The 15,002-nt window shown below is 55.5% G+C and carries 14 protein-coding genes; 4 read left to right on the top strand and 10 right to left on the bottom strand.

Features of this window, described 5'->3' with window-relative positions; translation table 11 throughout:
* Window positions 1–40: 40 nt before the first annotated feature.
* From deoB to ACI48J_RS02145, 5 genes are all read right to left on the bottom strand, one after another.
* On the bottom strand, window positions 41–1,222 hold the full coding sequence (gene deoB, locus ACI48J_RS02165) for a phosphopentomutase (RefSeq protein WP_405081427.1): 1,182 nt from the start codon (window positions 1,220–1,222) through the stop codon (window positions 41–43).
* Window positions 1,223–1,248: 26 nt separating this feature from the next.
* On the bottom strand, window positions 1,249–2,427 hold the full coding sequence (locus ACI48J_RS02160) for a NupC/NupG family nucleoside CNT transporter (protein WP_405081425.1): 1,179 nt from the start codon (window positions 2,425–2,427) through the stop codon (window positions 1,249–1,251).
* A gap of 122 nt (window positions 2,428–2,549) precedes the next feature.
* On the bottom strand, window positions 2,550–2,951 hold the full coding sequence (locus ACI48J_RS02155; RefSeq protein WP_405081423.1) for a cytidine deaminase: 402 nt from the start codon (window positions 2,949–2,951) through the stop codon (window positions 2,550–2,552).
* Between the two features lie 27 nt (window positions 2,952–2,978).
* Window positions 2,979–3,644: a deoxyribose-phosphate aldolase gene (deoC, locus tag ACI48J_RS02150; protein WP_405081421.1), complete on the bottom strand. Its 666-nt coding sequence runs from the start codon at window positions 3,642–3,644 to the stop codon at window positions 2,979–2,981.
* Between the two features lie 264 nt (window positions 3,645–3,908).
* Window positions 3,909–4,490 (bottom strand): TIGR00730 family Rossman fold protein, encoded by a 582-nt coding sequence (locus ACI48J_RS02145; protein WP_405081420.1) that lies wholly within the window; start codon window positions 4,488–4,490, stop codon window positions 3,909–3,911.
* A gap of 245 nt (window positions 4,491–4,735) precedes the next feature.
* On the opposite strand from ACI48J_RS02145, the gene ACI48J_RS02140 reads away from it, so the two are divergent.
* From ACI48J_RS02140 to ACI48J_RS02130, 3 genes are all read left to right on the top strand, one after another.
* Window positions 4,736–5,305, top strand: coding sequence for an Ada metal-binding domain-containing protein (locus tag ACI48J_RS02140; protein WP_326052056.1), 570 nt, complete (start codon window positions 4,736–4,738; stop codon window positions 5,303–5,305).
* Between the two features lie 139 nt (window positions 5,306–5,444).
* Window positions 5,445–6,011: a methylated-DNA--[protein]-cysteine S-methyltransferase gene (locus ACI48J_RS02135; RefSeq protein ID WP_405081418.1), complete on the top strand. Its 567-nt coding sequence runs from the start codon at window positions 5,445–5,447 to the stop codon at window positions 6,009–6,011.
* Window positions 5,971–6,963: a DNA-3-methyladenine glycosylase family protein gene (locus tag ACI48J_RS02130; RefSeq protein WP_405081416.1), complete on the top strand. Its 993-nt coding sequence runs from the start codon at window positions 5,971–5,973 to the stop codon at window positions 6,961–6,963. The genes ACI48J_RS02135 and ACI48J_RS02130 overlap by 41 nt, the downstream gene beginning before the upstream one ends.
* Here the strand turns inward: ACI48J_RS02130 and ACI48J_RS02125 are convergent.
* The 5 genes from ACI48J_RS02125 to ACI48J_RS02105 all read right to left on the bottom strand — a co-directional run bounded on the left by ACI48J_RS02125 (window position 6,926) and on the right by ACI48J_RS02105 (window position 12,837).
* The gene (locus ACI48J_RS02125) at window positions 6,926–7,606 is read right to left on the bottom strand and encodes a 4'-phosphopantetheinyl transferase family protein (RefSeq protein WP_405081414.1); all 681 of its coding nucleotides are present in this window, start codon (window positions 7,604–7,606) and stop codon (window positions 6,926–6,928) included. The two genes, ACI48J_RS02130 and ACI48J_RS02125, sit on opposite strands and share 38 nt — an antisense overlap.
* A gap of 427 nt (window positions 7,607–8,033) precedes the next feature.
* Window positions 8,034–9,320, bottom strand: coding sequence for an NCS2 family permease (locus ACI48J_RS02120; protein WP_405081413.1), 1,287 nt, complete (start codon window positions 9,318–9,320; stop codon window positions 8,034–8,036).
* 51 nt (window positions 9,321–9,371) lie between these two features.
* Complete coding sequence (locus tag ACI48J_RS02115) at window positions 9,372–10,685, bottom strand: amidohydrolase family protein (RefSeq protein WP_405081412.1); 1,314 nt, start codon at window positions 10,683–10,685, stop codon at window positions 9,372–9,374.
* 276 nt (window positions 10,686–10,961) lie between these two features.
* Window positions 10,962–11,795 carry a purine-nucleoside phosphorylase gene (locus tag ACI48J_RS02110; protein WP_405081411.1) on the bottom strand — a complete coding sequence of 278 codons (834 nt, stop codon included), beginning with the start codon at window positions 11,793–11,795 and terminating at the stop codon, window positions 10,962–10,964.
* A 76-nt stretch (window positions 11,796–11,871) separates the two neighbouring features.
* The gene (locus tag ACI48J_RS02105) at window positions 11,872–12,837 is read right to left on the bottom strand and encodes a sugar-binding transcriptional regulator (protein WP_009671421.1); all 966 of its coding nucleotides are present in this window, start codon (window positions 12,835–12,837) and stop codon (window positions 11,872–11,874) included.
* Window positions 12,838–13,123: 286 nt separating this feature from the next.
* Between ACI48J_RS02105 and ACI48J_RS02100 the strand changes: the two genes are divergently transcribed.
* Entirely contained in the window at window positions 13,124–15,001 is a 1,878-nt protein-coding gene (locus ACI48J_RS02100) for a bifunctional metallophosphatase/5'-nucleotidase (RefSeq protein WP_405081410.1), read from the top strand.
* Window position 15,002 lies beyond the last annotated feature (1 nt).

The following is a 15,002-nucleotide window of genomic DNA, read 5'->3' as shown; positions in this document are numbered from 1 at the left end:
AAATAAAATAAGGTAAGGGGGACGGCTTATCGTCCCCGGTTTATTTCAAGTCCGCCAGGAAGCTTGTGCCGTAGGCAGGCAGCGTGACGCCGAAGTTGTCCGCGACGGTAGCGCCGATATCGGCGAACGTGCGGCGCAGCGGCAGCTCTTTGCCGCCACCCGCAAAACGCGGCGAGTAAACGAGCAGCGGCACGTATTCGCGTGTATGGTCCGTTCCGCGGTAGGTCGGATCGTTGCCGTGGTCGGCCGTGACGATCAGCAGATCCTCGTCCGTCAATTTGGCGAACACTTCCGGCAGGCGGGCGTCGTAATCCTCCAGCGCCTGTCCGTACCCTTGCGGATCACGCCGATGGCCGTAGAGAGCGTCGAAATCGACGAGGTTCAAGAAGCTGAGTCCCGTGAAGGACTCGCCGAGCGTGTCCACCAGCTTGTCCATGCCGTCCATGTTGGAAACGGTCCGGACCGCTTTCGTAACGCCTTCGCCATCGTAGATGTCGGAGATTTTGCCGAGCGCGATCACGTCGAAGCCTTTGTCTTTCAGCTCGTTCATCGTAGTGCGCCCGAAAGGCTTCAAGGCGTAATCGTGACGGTTGGCCGTCCGTTTGAAGCTGCCGGCTTCGCCAACGAACGGGCGAGCGATGATGCGGCCCAGCATATACGGATCTTCCAGCGTAATTTCGCGGCAGAACTCGCAAATTTCGTAAAGCTCCTTCAGCGGCACCACGTCTTCGTGGGCGGCAATCTGAAGCACGGAGTCCGCGGACGTGTAAATGATAAGCGCTCCGGTTTTCACGTGCTCCTCACCGAGCTCGTCGATGATTTCGGTGCCGCTGGCCGGCTTGTTGCCGATCACCTTGCGGCCGGTTTTCTCTTCGATACGCCCGATCAGCTCATCCGGGAAACCGTCCGGGAACACACGGAAAGGCGTTTCGATGTTCAGGCCCATGATCTCCCAGTGCCCGGTCATCGTATCTTTCCCGTTCGACGCTTCCTGCATCTTCGTATAGTAAGCCAGCGGCTTGTCCGCCGCAGGCACGCCTTCGATCGGACGAATGTTGGAGAGGCCCAGCTTGGCCATGTTCGGCATGTTGAGGCCGCCCCTCTCCCGGGCGATATGTCCCAGGGTATCGACATCGAAGTCGTCGAATTTAGCGGCGTCCGGCGCTTCGCCGATACCGACCGAGTCCAGTACAATCAGGTGAATCCGTTTAAACGTAGTCATGTTTCTCGCTCCCTTTCCTATTCAGCTTACAGGAACAGCCCCGCAATCGTAGCCGACAGGACGCTGACCAATGTAGCTCCATACAGTAATTTTAAACCAAAACGGGCCACAACGTTGCCCTGCTTTTCGTGAAGCCCTTTAACCGCACCGGCGATGATCCCGATGGAAGAGAAGTTCGCGAAGGAAACGAGGAACACCGATACGATTCCGACAGTCCGCGGGGACATAGTCGTATGTTTGGCAAGGTCGAGCATGGCGACGAACTCGTTGGATACCATCTTGGTTGCCATAATGCTTCCGGCTTCGACCGCTTCGGCCCAAGGGACGCCCATTACAAACGCGAACGGAGCGAAAATATACCCGAGCAAGGACTGGAACGAGATGCCGAAAATGCCGTCGAAAATACCGTTGATCAGGGCGATCAGGGCTACGAAACCGATCAGCATGGCCGCCACGATAATGGCGACTTTAAAACCGTCAAGAATATATTCTCCCAGCATTTCGAAGAAAGACTGCTTTTCTTCTTCCTGCACTTCAAGAATATCTTCTTCCTTCGTAACCACGTAAGGGTTAAGAATCGACGAGATAATAAATCCGCCAAACAGGTTCAACACCAGCGCCGTTACGACAAACTTCGGCTCGATCATCTGCATGTAAGCTCCGACGATGGACATCGAAACCGTGGACATGGCCGAAGCGCAAAGCGTGTACAGGCGGTGTTTCGGCAGCAGGCCGATTTGCTTCTTCACCGAAATGAATACTTCCGATTGGCCCAGAATCGCGGATGCCACGGCATTGTAAGACTCAAGCTTACCCATGCCGTTAACCTTGCTGAGCACCAGACCGATGTACTTGACGATAAACGGCAAAATTTTAGTATACTGCAAAATCCCGATCAATGCGGAAATAAATACGATAGGAAGCAGCACGTTCAGGAAGAACGGAGACGTCTTTTCGTTCGCTATGCCGCCGAACACAAAATTGATCCCTTCTGACGCGTAAGCGAGAAGCGATTCGAATACGCTCGCGAAACCGCGGATCAGAAATTCGCCCGCGCTTGTATTCAGAAGGGCGAAAGCCAGGATCACCTGCAGGGCGATCATGACGAACAGCGGACGGTACCGGATTTTGCGACGGTTGTTGCTGGCGGCGTAAGTAAGCCCGAACACGACAAGCACGCCCAGAATAGCAACTAAATATTTCATGTTAGTGGTTCCCCCAATGGTTGCTCAGCATTAGCAGATTTGATTGCAGGTACAGCTCTCTGAACCTGAAAAACTATTAAGCGCTTACATTCAGTTTGCAAAAAGAAGTTTCATATTGTTTTTTACTTTTTTTCCATATCGTCGGCTTGAAAAGCTCCCGGGAGCAGCCGGTCGATCGTCCATTCTTCGGTATTGCCGTGAAGATTGGTCAAGTAAATCTTCGTATTCCGGTCGCTGAATTCGGCGATAACCTGTCTGCATGCGCCGCATGGCGATACCGGTCCTTCCGTGTCCGCCACGATGGCGATAGCTTCGAGCTTGCGCCCGCCTTCGCCTTCCGAAACGGCTTTAAAAATAGCTGTCCGCTCCGCGCAGTTGGTTAAACCGTAGGATGCATTCTCAACGTTGCATCCCCGGTAAACCTTCCCGCCCGTGAGCACGGCCGCTCCGACCTGGAAGCCCGAATAAGGCACATAGGCCTGCTTGCGGGCTTCGATTGCTTCTTGAATCAGTTGGTCTTTCATGGATCCGTCCTCCTCGAAGGTCAGGGTTTAGTAAGAAGAAGCGGACTGGCCGCCTTCCATGATTTTAACGCCCGAGCTCGCCCCGATGCGGGTTGCCCCGGCTTCGATCATGCCGTTCATGTCCTCGAGGCTGCGTACGCCGCCCGATGCTTTGACGCCTACGTCGGGACCGACGGTTTTGCGCATCAGCGCCACATCCGCAGGTGTCGCTCCGCCGGTCGAGAACCCGGTGGACGTCTTCACGAAGTCCGCTCCCGCTTTAACCGCCAGCTTGCTTGCGCGCACTTTTTCCTCATCCGTAAGAAGGCTCGTTTCGATGATGACTTTCACCAAGGCGTTGCCCGCGGCCGCTTCGACAACCGCTTTGATGTCGCTTTCCACCAGCGTATCGTCCCCGGCTTTCAGTGCGCCGATGTTGATAACCATGTCGACTTCCCCGGCTCCGTTTGCGATCGCATCCTTCGTTTCAAACGCTTTCACGGCAGACGTCGTGGCGCCTAGAGGGAATCCGATGACCGTACAAACTTTCACGGGCGATCCCGAGAGCTGTTCGGCCGCATAGGCAACCCAAGTCGGATTTACGCAGACGGACGCGAATTCGTACTTCTTCGCCTCTTCCGTCAGCTTGGTGATTTCAGCCTTTGTCGCGTCTGCACGAAGCAGCGTGTGATCGATCATTCCGGCTATGCTCATGTGTTTACACTCCTTGATTATGAGTTATCATGCCCTTTAAAAAGACAATGGGTTTAAGAATTTCATGCCTTCATGATAGCACACGCATGAACATATGTAAAACACATCGTAAAATTATGTTCATGTCATTTTTGTGTCTTTAAGCTTCTTACGCTAATTTTCCGGACATAAAAAAGAGCCCTTCACAACCTTCTTCACCAAGAAGGCCGTAAACGACTCTAGTATGCTTCTTTTCGGTACGTTTTACTAAGGATGCCTGAAATTTCAGGTCTGATCTTTCTTTATGTAAGTTTTGACTTCCGGCGCTTCATAGGAAGCAAACTGTTCCAGCAGCTTGGCCGGGTCTTCGTTCACCAGCACCATCGAGCGGTACTTGTCCTGCATAAACTGCTCCTGATTCATCCGATCGAAGAGAGCGACGAGTGCTTCGTAATATTGATTGATATTGACAAGCCCGAACGGCTTCCGGTGAAGACCGAGCTGGCCCCACGTGTAAATTTCCACAAACTCCTCCAGCGTACCCGGTCCTCCCGGCAGGGCCACAAATCCGTCCGCAAGCTCCGCCATCTTCGCTTTACGCTCATGCATGGACTCGACAACGATCAGCTCGGTCAGCCCGTGATGGGAAATTTCCCGGTTCTCGAGCATTTTCGGGATTACTCCGATGACTTCGCCGCCGGCTTCCAAAACCGCATCGGCCACGGCACCCATCAGCCCGACACTGGCGCCCCCATATACGAGTCCGAGGCCCCGCTCCGCAAGCTCGCGTCCGAGCCTTACGGCCCCTTCCCTGTAGACTTCAGATGCTCCGTTGCTTGATCCGCAGAAAACCGCTATGCGTTTCATTGTCTGATCTCCTCCATCCTTTTTGTACAAAATCTTCCTTCATTATAGAGGAAAGCGGAGCGGAGGAAAACCGGACCGCACTGCCGATCAAGGTCTATATCCTTCTTTTGCTTCCGGATTCTCGCACATTCAAGGTCTTAGCGAATTTTTGCTGTCCTGTTTCACTCCTATTATCAAGCACCGGACGGAAGTTTATAATGTTAAGAGAAGGAGGTGCGGTTAAGAGAAGGAGGTGCGGTTAACGGATGAACGAGGACGCTATTTTCAAATCCGTCTACGAGACGATTTTAAGCAGAGATACCCGTCACGACGGGCAGTATTACGTGGGCATTACGTCTACGGGCATTTTTTGCAGGCCATCCTGCCGGTCCCGGACTCCCAAGCCCGAAAATGTGCGGGTGTACGATAGCATCGAAGGAGCATTGTCAGCCGGATTCCGCCCCTGTAAAAGGTGCAAGCCCGAAAATCCGAGTCCCCACGGACCCGATGCGGAGCTGGCGGAAACCGTTTTGGACCTGATCCGCACCCGCTATGGCGAAAATCTGACGCTGCACGGGCTTGCGTCCGAACTGAACATGAGCCCTTATCATCTGCAGCGGACGTTCAAACGGACGACCGGGATCAGTCCCTCGCGCCAGCTTCTTCTTACCCGCATGGAGGAAGCGAAGCACAGGCTTGCGCGGAGTGAACAACCTATCGGCGAAATCGCCGCGGCAGTGGGGTTCCGCAGCGCTTCTCATTTCTCCGCCGTCTTTCATAAAACTGCCGGCTGTGCGCCGAATGAATTTAGGGAACAGAATGCCCGAAACTCCTGAGTGAGAACCGGTGCCGAAGTAAAACCAATTTAATTTAATTGAAATTAAATCAAAGTTAATTGAAGTCCATTCAATTCAAGTTAATTCAGTTCAGTTCAATTCAATCCAAGACAAACCGAACAAGCAGGAGGCGACTAAAATGAACACTCTTTCGGCGACAACCGAAATTTATTGGGCAGCCCTGGTACATCCCCTTTTCCGGAACAAACCTTTATATGTAGCCGCCACAGATCAAGGATTGTGCCGCATTACGTGGCCGACCGAGAGTCTGGACACTTTGAAAAGCTGGGCCGCCAGGCAGATTCCCGGAGCCGTGCTGATCGAAGACGAAGAACGGATGGCCGGCTATCTTCTTCAACTGAAGGAGTATCTCGAAGGGACCCGGCAGCAATTCGACGTTCCGCTTGATATGCGGGGGACGGCCTTTCAGACTTCCGTCTGGAAAGCTTTAGCCGAAATTCCCTTCGGGGAAACTCGCAGTTACTCCGACATTGCGGCAAGCGTAGGCAGCCCCGCCGCCGTAAGAGCGGTCGGTACGGCCAACGGCGCCAATCCCGTTCCCATCATCGTGCCCTGCCACCGCGTCATCGGCAAAAATGCGGCGCTTACCGGTTTCAGAGGAGGCCTTCAGGTCAAAGAAGAGCTGCTCAGACTGGAGGGATTCCATGACTATACGGCAAAAGGACACGCCCGTTTTCAGTTTTGACGAACAGACGGGTATCGCGCAGATCGAAACTCCGGCGGCGTTCAGTTACCCGGAAACGCTTCTGTATCTGACGCGCTCTCCCCTTGAGTGCCTTCACAGCGTGGAAAACGGCCGCATTTACAAGCTGCTCGAAGCGGGAAAAGAACGGCTTCCGGCCGAAATCAGCGAGCCGGGTCCCGGCCGGCTCCAGCTCCGGTTTATGCAAGGCCCGCCCACAGATCCGGACGCCGTCCGGGAAGCGGTGGCCTACACGGCGGAATGGCTGGACCTTGCCCGGGATATGACGCCCTTCTATGCGATGGCTCAGTCCGATCGTCTGCTCGGGCCGCTTGCCTCCGGATATTACGGGCTCCGCATCGTCGGCGTGCCGCATTTGTTCGAAGCCCTCTGCTGGGCGATCGCCGGTCAGCAGATCAATTTGACGTTCGCTTATACGCTCAAGCGCAGGCTTGTGGAGAATTACGGCAAAAAGCTGGTCTGGGAAGGCCGCACCTACTGGCTGTTCCCGAAACCGAGGGACCTGGCGGGCGTGACCGCGGAAGAGCTGCGGCAGCTCCAGTTCACCGGCAAGAAAGCCGAGTACATCCTCCATGTGGCGGGTCTGATGGACAGCGGCACGCTGTCGAAGGAGGCGCTTCTCGCTTCCGGGTCCTACGAGGACGCCGAGCGCACCCTGCTCGCCATCCGCGGCATCGGCCCGTGGACCGCGCATTACGTGCTGATGCGCTGCCTGCGGAACCCGGCCGCTTTCCCGATCGGGGACGCGGGGCTTCACAACGCGCTGAAGCAGCTCCTGCACCGCACGCAAAAGCCGGCTCTCGAAGAGATCCGGCAGCTTTTCGCTCCCTGGCGGGGCTGGGAGGCTTATGCGGTGTTTTATTTGTGGAGAAGTCTCCTGCCGGAAGGTTCTTCTGCTATTCAAAAACCAAATCTTCCAGACGCAGCAAGGTAACTTCATCCGGAAAATGGTCCAAAGTCGAGCAAACGGACAATTTGTAAGGCCCTTCAAGCTCATACTGTTTGAAAACATGGGTCGGCTGCGGCTCCAGCTCGAACATGCCGCTTTCCCTCTTGCGGATGGCAAAAGAGTCCAGCGGAATCGACAAGCCTTTGCCGACCGCTTTGATGTAGCTCTCCTTCAGCGTCCACAGATCGAAGAAATAATCCAACCGCTCCTCCGGAGGGAGGCTGAAGAGGTCGGCTTTCTCCGCGGCAGAAAAAAAACGTTCGGCAATATCCAGATCCACCTGCTGGATCTGCTCCACGTCGATGCCGATCTCCGTTTCGGAAATGCCCGCCGCGACCCAGCAGCCCGAATGCGTCACGTTGTAATGGACGCCGGTGCGGGGCGCGGTCACATGCGGCTTGCCGTAGGTATTCGTCCCGAAGCGCAGCTCATGGTTAGCGGCAGCCAATTTCCGGCATAGGCACCACCTCGCGAGGGCATCCGCTGCAACCGCCCTCACGCGGTCCTCCATCCGGTAGAACCTTTGGGCCTTGGCCCGCTTCTCCTCCGACAGATGGACCATAAGCCGGGCCGCATGCTGTACAGTCTCTTCTTCGTCGAAACGTATGTTTATCGCATAAATGTCCATCTTTGTATCCCCAATAATCGAAGGTGTCGGTTTAATCGAGACAGGCAGAGCCCTGTTTCCGAGGGGGCCTGTCCTTTCTTCCTTATTGTACCAAATGTAACGACCGGTTTGGGACAGACTTTCCAATAAGTCGTTCCATCTTCATATGCGGCCGCGAACAAACGGAGGCCAGGCCAGGGCCGGGACACCGGACTTCCTAGGTCGTTCGGTTCGAGCCGCATGCAAAAAAGCCTGACGATACCAAGTATCGTCAGGCTTTTTAGGGTACCGCTGCTGTCGGCGCAGCGCTTCCCGGACAGAAGGGAACCCGGACCGCAAGCGTAAAGCGCCGTCCTCGCGGTTGGCCACACATCATAAGATGCCAATCTCATAGCCAGGAGCTACGCGCAATACGTATTTCCCTGTTTTGCGATGCAGGCTCCTCTGTTTAATGTACGAACACGGCGGAAGCCACGAAGTTCAGGACAAAGAGCGCGGCAATCGCGTACAGCAGAGGCGAGCATTTTCTCCACTGGCCGATGGCCGCCTTCATCAGAGGATACGCGATGAAGCCGAAAGCGAGACCGTCCGCGATGCTGGACGTCAAGGGAATGCATACCACGATGAGAAAAGCGGGCAGATATTCCGAGAAATCGTTGAACGGAATATCCTTCACGCTCATCATCATCAGCGCTCCGATAATAATGAGCACCGGCGCGACGGCGTTGCCGGGAATCAGCCCGATCACGGGCAGCGCCAGGGCGGAGAGCAGGAACAGGACCGCCGTTACGAGCGGAGGGATGCCTGTCCGCCCGCCTTCGGAAATGCCGGAGGTGCTTTCGGCCGAAGCGATGGTGGGACTGGTCCCGAAGAAGCCGGATACGATCGTGGACACCGCCACGACCCGGTAAGCCTTCGGGAACTTTTCCTTGTCCGGCAGCATGCCGCTGAGCAGACCCATGTTTTCGAACAGGACGATCATCGTCATGGAGAAGACCGCGATCCAGAACGGAATCTGCATGACGCTGAAATCGGCGGCTCCCAGGACTTGCCCGTAAGCCTTCAGATCGACCGCTTTATCGGCCGCATCTCCTGTCCCTGCGAGTCCGAGCGTCAGCATGCTCGTAAATCCGATTCCGATGAGCAGGCTTCCTTTTATGTTGCGGACAAACAGCATAAACGTAACTGCCAGTCCGATAAGCGTCGCCAGCGTGACCGGACTCGTAAAACTGCCGAGCCCCACGTAGTTGACGGAATCGGGCTGAATGATTTGGCCTTTCTGAAGGCCGATGAACGTAAGCATGAGGCCGATTCCCGCGGTAATCCCGTGCTTCAGCGACGCGGGTACCGAAGATAAAATTTTGCTGCCGAACGACGACACGCTCGCAAGCAGGAAAATGACACCCGACACGACGACAACGGCAAGCGCCTGCTGCCAGGAAAGTCCCAGCGACTGGACGATCGTGTACGTAAAGAACGCGTTCAGCCCCATGCCGGGGATGACGATAATGGGCGCATTCGCCCACAAGGCCATCATCAGACAACCGATAACGGTCGCCGCGATGGTCGCAAGTACTCCCGCGCTCAGCGGCATTCCCGTATCCTGCAGGATAAGGGGATTGACGAGCATAATGTACGCGCTCGTAAAGAACGAGGTGAGGCCTGCCATCAGCTCTCTTTTCCACGTCGTCCCGTGGGCTTCCACTTGAAAATACCGGTTAAGACCCCGAATCACTTCTATTCCTCCACTCTGCCCCGTCAGTCAACCGCAGTCCGCGCAGCGGATTTAGCGCAGCTCAGCCTGCAGACGGTTGGCCTCCGCCAAGATCTTTTCTTCATCGATCGTCAGGCAGCTTCCGTCGCGCACAACGGCTGCTCCGCCGACATACACATCGCAGACGTCACGTCCGCTCGCGGCGTAGAGCAAATGCGAAAACGCCTGTTCCAGCGGCTGAAGATGCGGCTTATCCGACGGATCTATGGTGATAAAATCCGCCTTCTTCCCCGGCTCCAGCGATCCCGTATGGCCCATGCCGATGACCTCGGCTCCGACGCGCGTAGCCAGCGCCAGCACCGTTTCGGCGGGAAGCTTGCTCGCGTCTTTGTAAATCCCTTTCTGCAGCAGAGCCGCTGTCCTCATCTCCTCGAACATATCGAGGTTGTTGTTGGACGCGGTGCTGTCCGTGGCGATGCCGACCTTGACTCCCGCTTCCAGAAGCGCGGCAACGTCCGCCACTCCCGATCCCAGCTTCAAGTTGCTGATCGGATTGTGAGCTACCCGCACATCATACTGATGAAGAATCGCTCTTTCTTCGTCATTAAGAACGACTCCGTGAGCCATCACGGTCGGCCGGTCGAACAGGCCCAGACGGCGAAGGTGCTCCACGGGGCGCACGCCGTAGCGGCTCTCGATGTCGCGGATCTCCAGGTCCGTCTCCGACACGTGGATGTGCACCATCAGGCCGTTCTCGGCCGCGATCCGCGCGCTTTCCTCCAGCGCCTCAGGCGTGCACGCATACGGGCTGTGGGGCGCAACCATCGTCGTCAGACGTCCGTCCGCGAACGTGCGGAACTGTTTCGCGAACCGCTCCGCGCCGGCGATGTTGTCCCGCTGCTGCCGCTCGGTGCCCAGGCTGAAAATCGTATGCGAGAATGCGCCGCGGATGCCCGTATCGGCAATTTCCTGCATGATGCCGTCCAGGTCGATGCCGTTCGGATTAAACATATCCGAGAAGGTCGTCGTGCCCGACTTCAGCATCTCCAGAATGCCGAGCCGGGTGCTGACAGACGCGATCTCCGGCGTAAACTTGGCCTCCATCGGCCAGATCTTCGTCTCCAGCCACGGCTTCAGCAGCATATCGTCGCCGATTCCCCGCAGGATGGTCATCAGGATATGGGAGTGTACATTGACGAGGCCGGGCATAACCCATTTGCCGCCCAGATCGACGACCCGGTCCGCCGCGGCCAGCCGCTGTTCGGAAGGATCGCCGATATAATCGATCGTGTCGCCGCTGACGGCCATCATTCCGCTTTTGTACTGCCGGCTGCTTTCATCCATCGTAAAAAAGTGACCGTTCACATAGGCTATAGTCAAAACCATCTCTCCAGACTTGTCTAAGTTGTAGAAAAAGGTAAGGCATGAAACCCGCTGTCACGGGCTAGTATTAGTAAAACCGGAATACATTACACCTATTATAGGTTCGTGATGAACATATGTAAATATTAATTTGAAATTTATTTTACAACTTCCTATTCTACTTTATAGCGTCCTTCTTGCACAACGTTCCACTCCCTTATCCGGGCGCAAAAAAAGAATCCTGGACGGCAATATCCAGGATTCCTTGAAGGTAGGCCGGGACGGCCGGACGGCCTGCCGCTACAGGTCGCTGCGGCCGATGATGCCTTTGATCAGCGCCACGAAGTTAGCGCGCACCATTTCGGTCGTCTCCATGACTTCCGCATGGGAAAGCGGCTGCTCCAGGATGCCCGCGGCCATGTTGGAAATGCAGGAGATGCCCAGCACTTCAAGCCCCGCATAGCTCGCGGCGATTGCCTCCGGCACGGTGGACATGCCTACCGCGTCTCCGCCCAGCGCCCGCACCATGCGGATTTCGGCCGGCGTTTCGTAGGAAGGGCCCGTGAGGCCCACGTATACGCCTTCTTTCAGGCTCATGTTAAGCGAGCCGGCGGTTTCGCGCGCCGCTTCGCGCAGCCTTTTCGAGTAAGCCTCCGACATATCGGGAAAGCGCGGGCCGAGCTCCGCGTCATTGGGTCCGATCAGCGGATTGGACGCCATCAGGTTGATGTGATCGGAGATCAGCATCAGATCCCCCGGCTCCAGGCTTACGTCGACTCCGCCCGCGGCGTTGGTCAGAAGAAGCGTCCTCACGCCGAGCTGCTTCATGACAAATACGGGAAAAGCGACCTTATTCATGGCGTATCCTTCGTAATAGTGAAAGCGTCCCTGCATGGCGGCAACCGGCTTGCCCTGAAGCATGCCGCATACGAGCTGTCCGGCATGCCCTTCCACCGTCGATACCGGGAAACCCGGAATCTCGCGGTAAGGAATCACGACCGGATTCTCGATTTCATCGGCGAGAACGCCAAGGCCCGAACCGAGAATAAGGCCGACCTGCGGCGTAAACGACAGCTTGTCCTTAATATAGGCAGCCGCCTGCGATACGTGGTTAGTCTCTGTAGTCTGTGTCATCTCGTGAAGTCCCCCTGGTCTGGTGCGGTACAAGACAGCCCGGCCGGGGCGCGCCGCGTATGCTGCCGGCCCGCCGTCAGGCTGTTGCCGTCTGCCCGCCGTCATGTTTGGCGATGAGCGCTTTGGCCGTCATCTGGTCGGTAATGAGCGTATTCGCATAGCCGCCGCGGAGCGCGCCGTAAATGGCGTTTACCTTTCTCATTCCGCCGGCTACGAGAATCGCCTGTTCTTTCTCCTTTAAATCCTCCAGCTCGATGCCGATGGTCCGGTCGTTCAGGCTGGTGTGGCAGATCTGCCCTTTATCGTCGAAATATCGCGAGCAAATGTCGCCCACGGCTCTGCTCTGAATAATCTCCAAATCTTCCTCGGTCATGTAATTGGACTGGATCAGCACCGATTCGGCATCCGGCAGCCCGACCGTAAAGATCGCGATGTTCGCCAGCTTTCCGAGATCCAGCACGCGGCGGATATGCCGGTCGGACTGAATCGCCTGCTTGACCAGACTGTGATCGACGATAGCCGGGAGATAGAGGAAATACGGCGTAACGTGAAACGCCCGGCTGAACAGATAGATGATTTCAGACGGAGAGATCGTAATGTCCGCATGGCTCACGCCTCCGTTCAGCTGCACGACGCGGGAATCCGTCAGCCCCTTCTGCTGGAGGTTCGCCGCCACCTGATACATCGTGGTTCCCCACGAAGCCCCGATAATATCTTTGTCTTTTACTGTGGTCATCAAGTACTGCGCGGCCGCTTCGCCGATAAATTTCTTGACGATTTCGTCGTCATAAGTCGGTACGAAAGCGACCACCGCTTTTTTCAAATGAAACTTCTCCCGTAAGGTAACCGCAAGAGCCTCGCAATCTTCCGAAGGGTCCGCAATGTGAATCTTCACGATTCCTTCTGTCTTGGCCTGCTGCAGCAGACGCGACACGGTCGGACGGGATAAGCCGAGCATTTGAGCAATCTGGTTCTGATTATAGTCCAGCTGGTAGTATAATTTGGCTACCTCGATAATCTTTCTGAGCTTTTCATCTTCCATTGGAGCTTTTCCCTGCCTCGCATTATGAAATTATGTTCAATATAAAAGTGACATCATTTCATTTCCTGAGTATAAAACATCCTTTTATGAAAATCAATCCAATTCAGGCCGGAAATGAATGAAGATGAGCGTGAATTCAATAAGCACTTCTCTTCATTATACCATTTTTGAGAGCGTTTACGGCGGCGTCCGTGCACAAATTGACAAACTATGTTCGCTAGTCCTCTATTGTTGCCCCGAAAGGCTCATGTTACAATGGGTCTAATTTTGTTAAGGGGGAATTCTTTTGTTCAGAGGCAAATTTGTTTCGGCTTTATCTGTAAGCGCAATCATATCCTCTATTCTGGCCACATCGATTTACGCCCAGACCGCACCACAGCTCAGCCATACCGACTGGATGCAAAAGAAAGCGATCATCGAAGGCTACGAAGGCGGCGGCCTGGCGCTGGACCGCAGCGTTTCGACAGCGGAGCTCGCTACTATTCTCGCCCGTTCCAAGGGAGCTTCTCTGACGGCGGACGCTTCGATTTCCCACTGGGCATCGGCTTCCCTGTCCTGGGCCGAAAAGCAGGGGTTGCTGAGCGAAGAGAAAGTAAAAACGCCGGACGCCGTATTAAGCGCCGCAACCGTTGCCGAAATCGCCAAAAAAGCCGGGTATGACATCAAACTGACGGCCGGTGCCGACTCCGTATCGCGGAAAGATTTTCTGCAGGCCCTTGGCCAAGCCATGACCTTACATATTACGATCGGACATACCAACGACGTTCACGGACATATCGAAGAAAACAAATCGCTGAAAGAGTTCGGCTACGCTAAAATCGCGACGCTTGTGAAAGAAATGCGGGCGGAAAACCCTAATTTCATGCTGATGGATGCGGGCGATACTTTCCAAGGAACCGTTTTCGCCAACCTGTTCAAGGGCGAGTCCATCGTGCCGCTTCTGAACTACCTCAATTACGACGCGCAGGCGGCGGGCAACCATGAATTCGACTTCGGCTACGAGCAGCTGCTCAAGCTCAAAGGCATGGTCGATCACCCGATCATTTCTTCGAATGTGTTCAAAAAAGAAGACGGCACGGAGCTGCTCCAGCCGGTGCATTATACCGAAATCGGCGGCAAGAAATTCGCCATTCTCGGCTTTACGACCGCGGATACACCGATCGTGACTCATCCCGACAACGTGAAGGCGCTGGAGTTCAAGGACCCTATCGAAGTAGCGAAGCAGCTTGTGCCCGAGCTGAAAAAGAAAGTCGATCACGTCATCGTCGTCTGCCACAACGGCATCGAAGTCGACCGCGAAATGGCGAAGACGGTTCCCGGCATCGACCTTATTATCGGCGGCCATTCCCACACCCAGCTGACGAAGCCGGAGCTCGTAAACGGCACGTACATCGTGCAGGACTGGGAGTACGGCAAGTCGATGGGTCGCGCGGACTTGTACTATTACAAAAAGGAGCTTGTCGGTTTTACCGGCGGCCTGATCGAATATGACGAGAAAGTGGAGCCCGATGCCGAGATGGCGAAGCTGGTTAAAGATATCGTCGGCCGCGTAGACGGACAGCTTGATGTGAAAATCGCCAAAACCGACGTTCAGCTTGACGGGGAACGCACCCTCGTACGCGCGAAGGAAACCAATCTCGGCAACCTGATCGCCGATGCCATGCTCGCCAAAACGAAGACGATCGGCGGACAGGAAGCCGATGTTGCGCTTATTAATGGCGGCGGTATCCGGACCCAGGTGAAAGCCGGGGACATCACGAAGAAAAATCTGTACGACGTGCTCCCGTTCCCGAACACTCTTGTCGTCCTGGAGCTTACAGGCAGCGAGCTGAAAGCGGCGCTCGAAAACGGAGTCGGCAAAGTGGAGAGCGGCGAAGGGCGCTTCCCGCAAATCGGCGGGATGACGTTCACCTACAACCGCAGCAAGCCTGCCGGCGAAAGAGTGGTGGAGCTGAAAGTGAAAGGCGAGCCGGTTGACCCGGACAAGACCTACAAGCTGGCTACGAATGATTTTATCGCGGCCGGCGGTGACGGCTATGCCATGATGAAGGATAAGAAAGTGTTCAACTCCGGCTTCACGCTTTACGACGTCGTGGAAGAAGCCCTCATCAAGCAGGGAACCGTCAGCCCGAAAGTGGAAGGACGTATCGCCGAAGTAAAGTAAC

Origin of the sequence: Paenibacillus chitinolyticus (genome assembly GCF_045038035.1) — a bacterium.
Classification (GTDB): domain Bacteria; phylum Bacillota; class Bacilli; order Paenibacillales; family NBRC-103111; genus Paenibacillus_F; species Paenibacillus_F chitinolyticus_A.
Note: the sequence above shows the minus strand (reverse complement) of the source record. Positions and strands in the feature narration are given on the sequence as shown.

Excerpts from the sequence above, each read along its gene's own strand:
- deoB (WP_405081427.1), bottom strand. The coding sequence starts at position 1,222 with ATGACTACGTTTAAACGGATTCACCTGATTGTACTGGACTCGGTCGGT.
- ACI48J_RS02160 (WP_405081425.1), bottom strand. The coding sequence starts at position 2,427 with ATGAAATATTTAGTTGCTATTCTGGGCGTGCTTGTCGTGTTCGGGCTT.
- ACI48J_RS02155 (WP_405081423.1), bottom strand. The coding sequence starts at position 2,951 with ATGAAAGACCAACTGATTCAAGAAGCAATCGAAGCCCGCAAGCAGGCC.
- deoC (WP_405081421.1), bottom strand. The coding sequence starts at position 3,644 with ATGAGCATAGCCGGAATGATCGATCACACGCTGCTTCGTGCAGACGCG.
- ACI48J_RS02145 (WP_405081420.1), bottom strand. The coding sequence starts at position 4,490 with ATGAAACGCATAGCGGTTTTCTGCGGATCAAGCAACGGAGCATCTGAA.
- ACI48J_RS02140 (WP_326052056.1), top strand. The coding sequence starts at position 4,736 with ATGAACGAGGACGCTATTTTCAAATCCGTCTACGAGACGATTTTAAGC.
- ACI48J_RS02135 (WP_405081418.1), top strand. The coding sequence starts at position 5,445 with ATGAACACTCTTTCGGCGACAACCGAAATTTATTGGGCAGCCCTGGTA.
- ACI48J_RS02130 (WP_405081416.1), top strand. The coding sequence starts at position 5,971 with ATGACTATACGGCAAAAGGACACGCCCGTTTTCAGTTTTGACGAACAG.
- ACI48J_RS02125 (WP_405081414.1), bottom strand. The coding sequence starts at position 7,606 with ATGGACATTTATGCGATAAACATACGTTTCGACGAAGAAGAGACTGTA.
- ACI48J_RS02115 (WP_405081412.1), bottom strand. The coding sequence starts at position 10,685 with ATGGTTTTGACTATAGCCTATGTGAACGGTCACTTTTTTACGATGGAT.
- ACI48J_RS02110 (WP_405081411.1), bottom strand. The coding sequence starts at position 11,795 with ATGACACAGACTACAGAGACTAACCACGTATCGCAGGCGGCTGCCTAT.
- ACI48J_RS02105 (WP_009671421.1), bottom strand. The coding sequence starts at position 12,837 with ATGGAAGATGAAAAGCTCAGAAAGATTATCGAGGTAGCCAAATTATAC.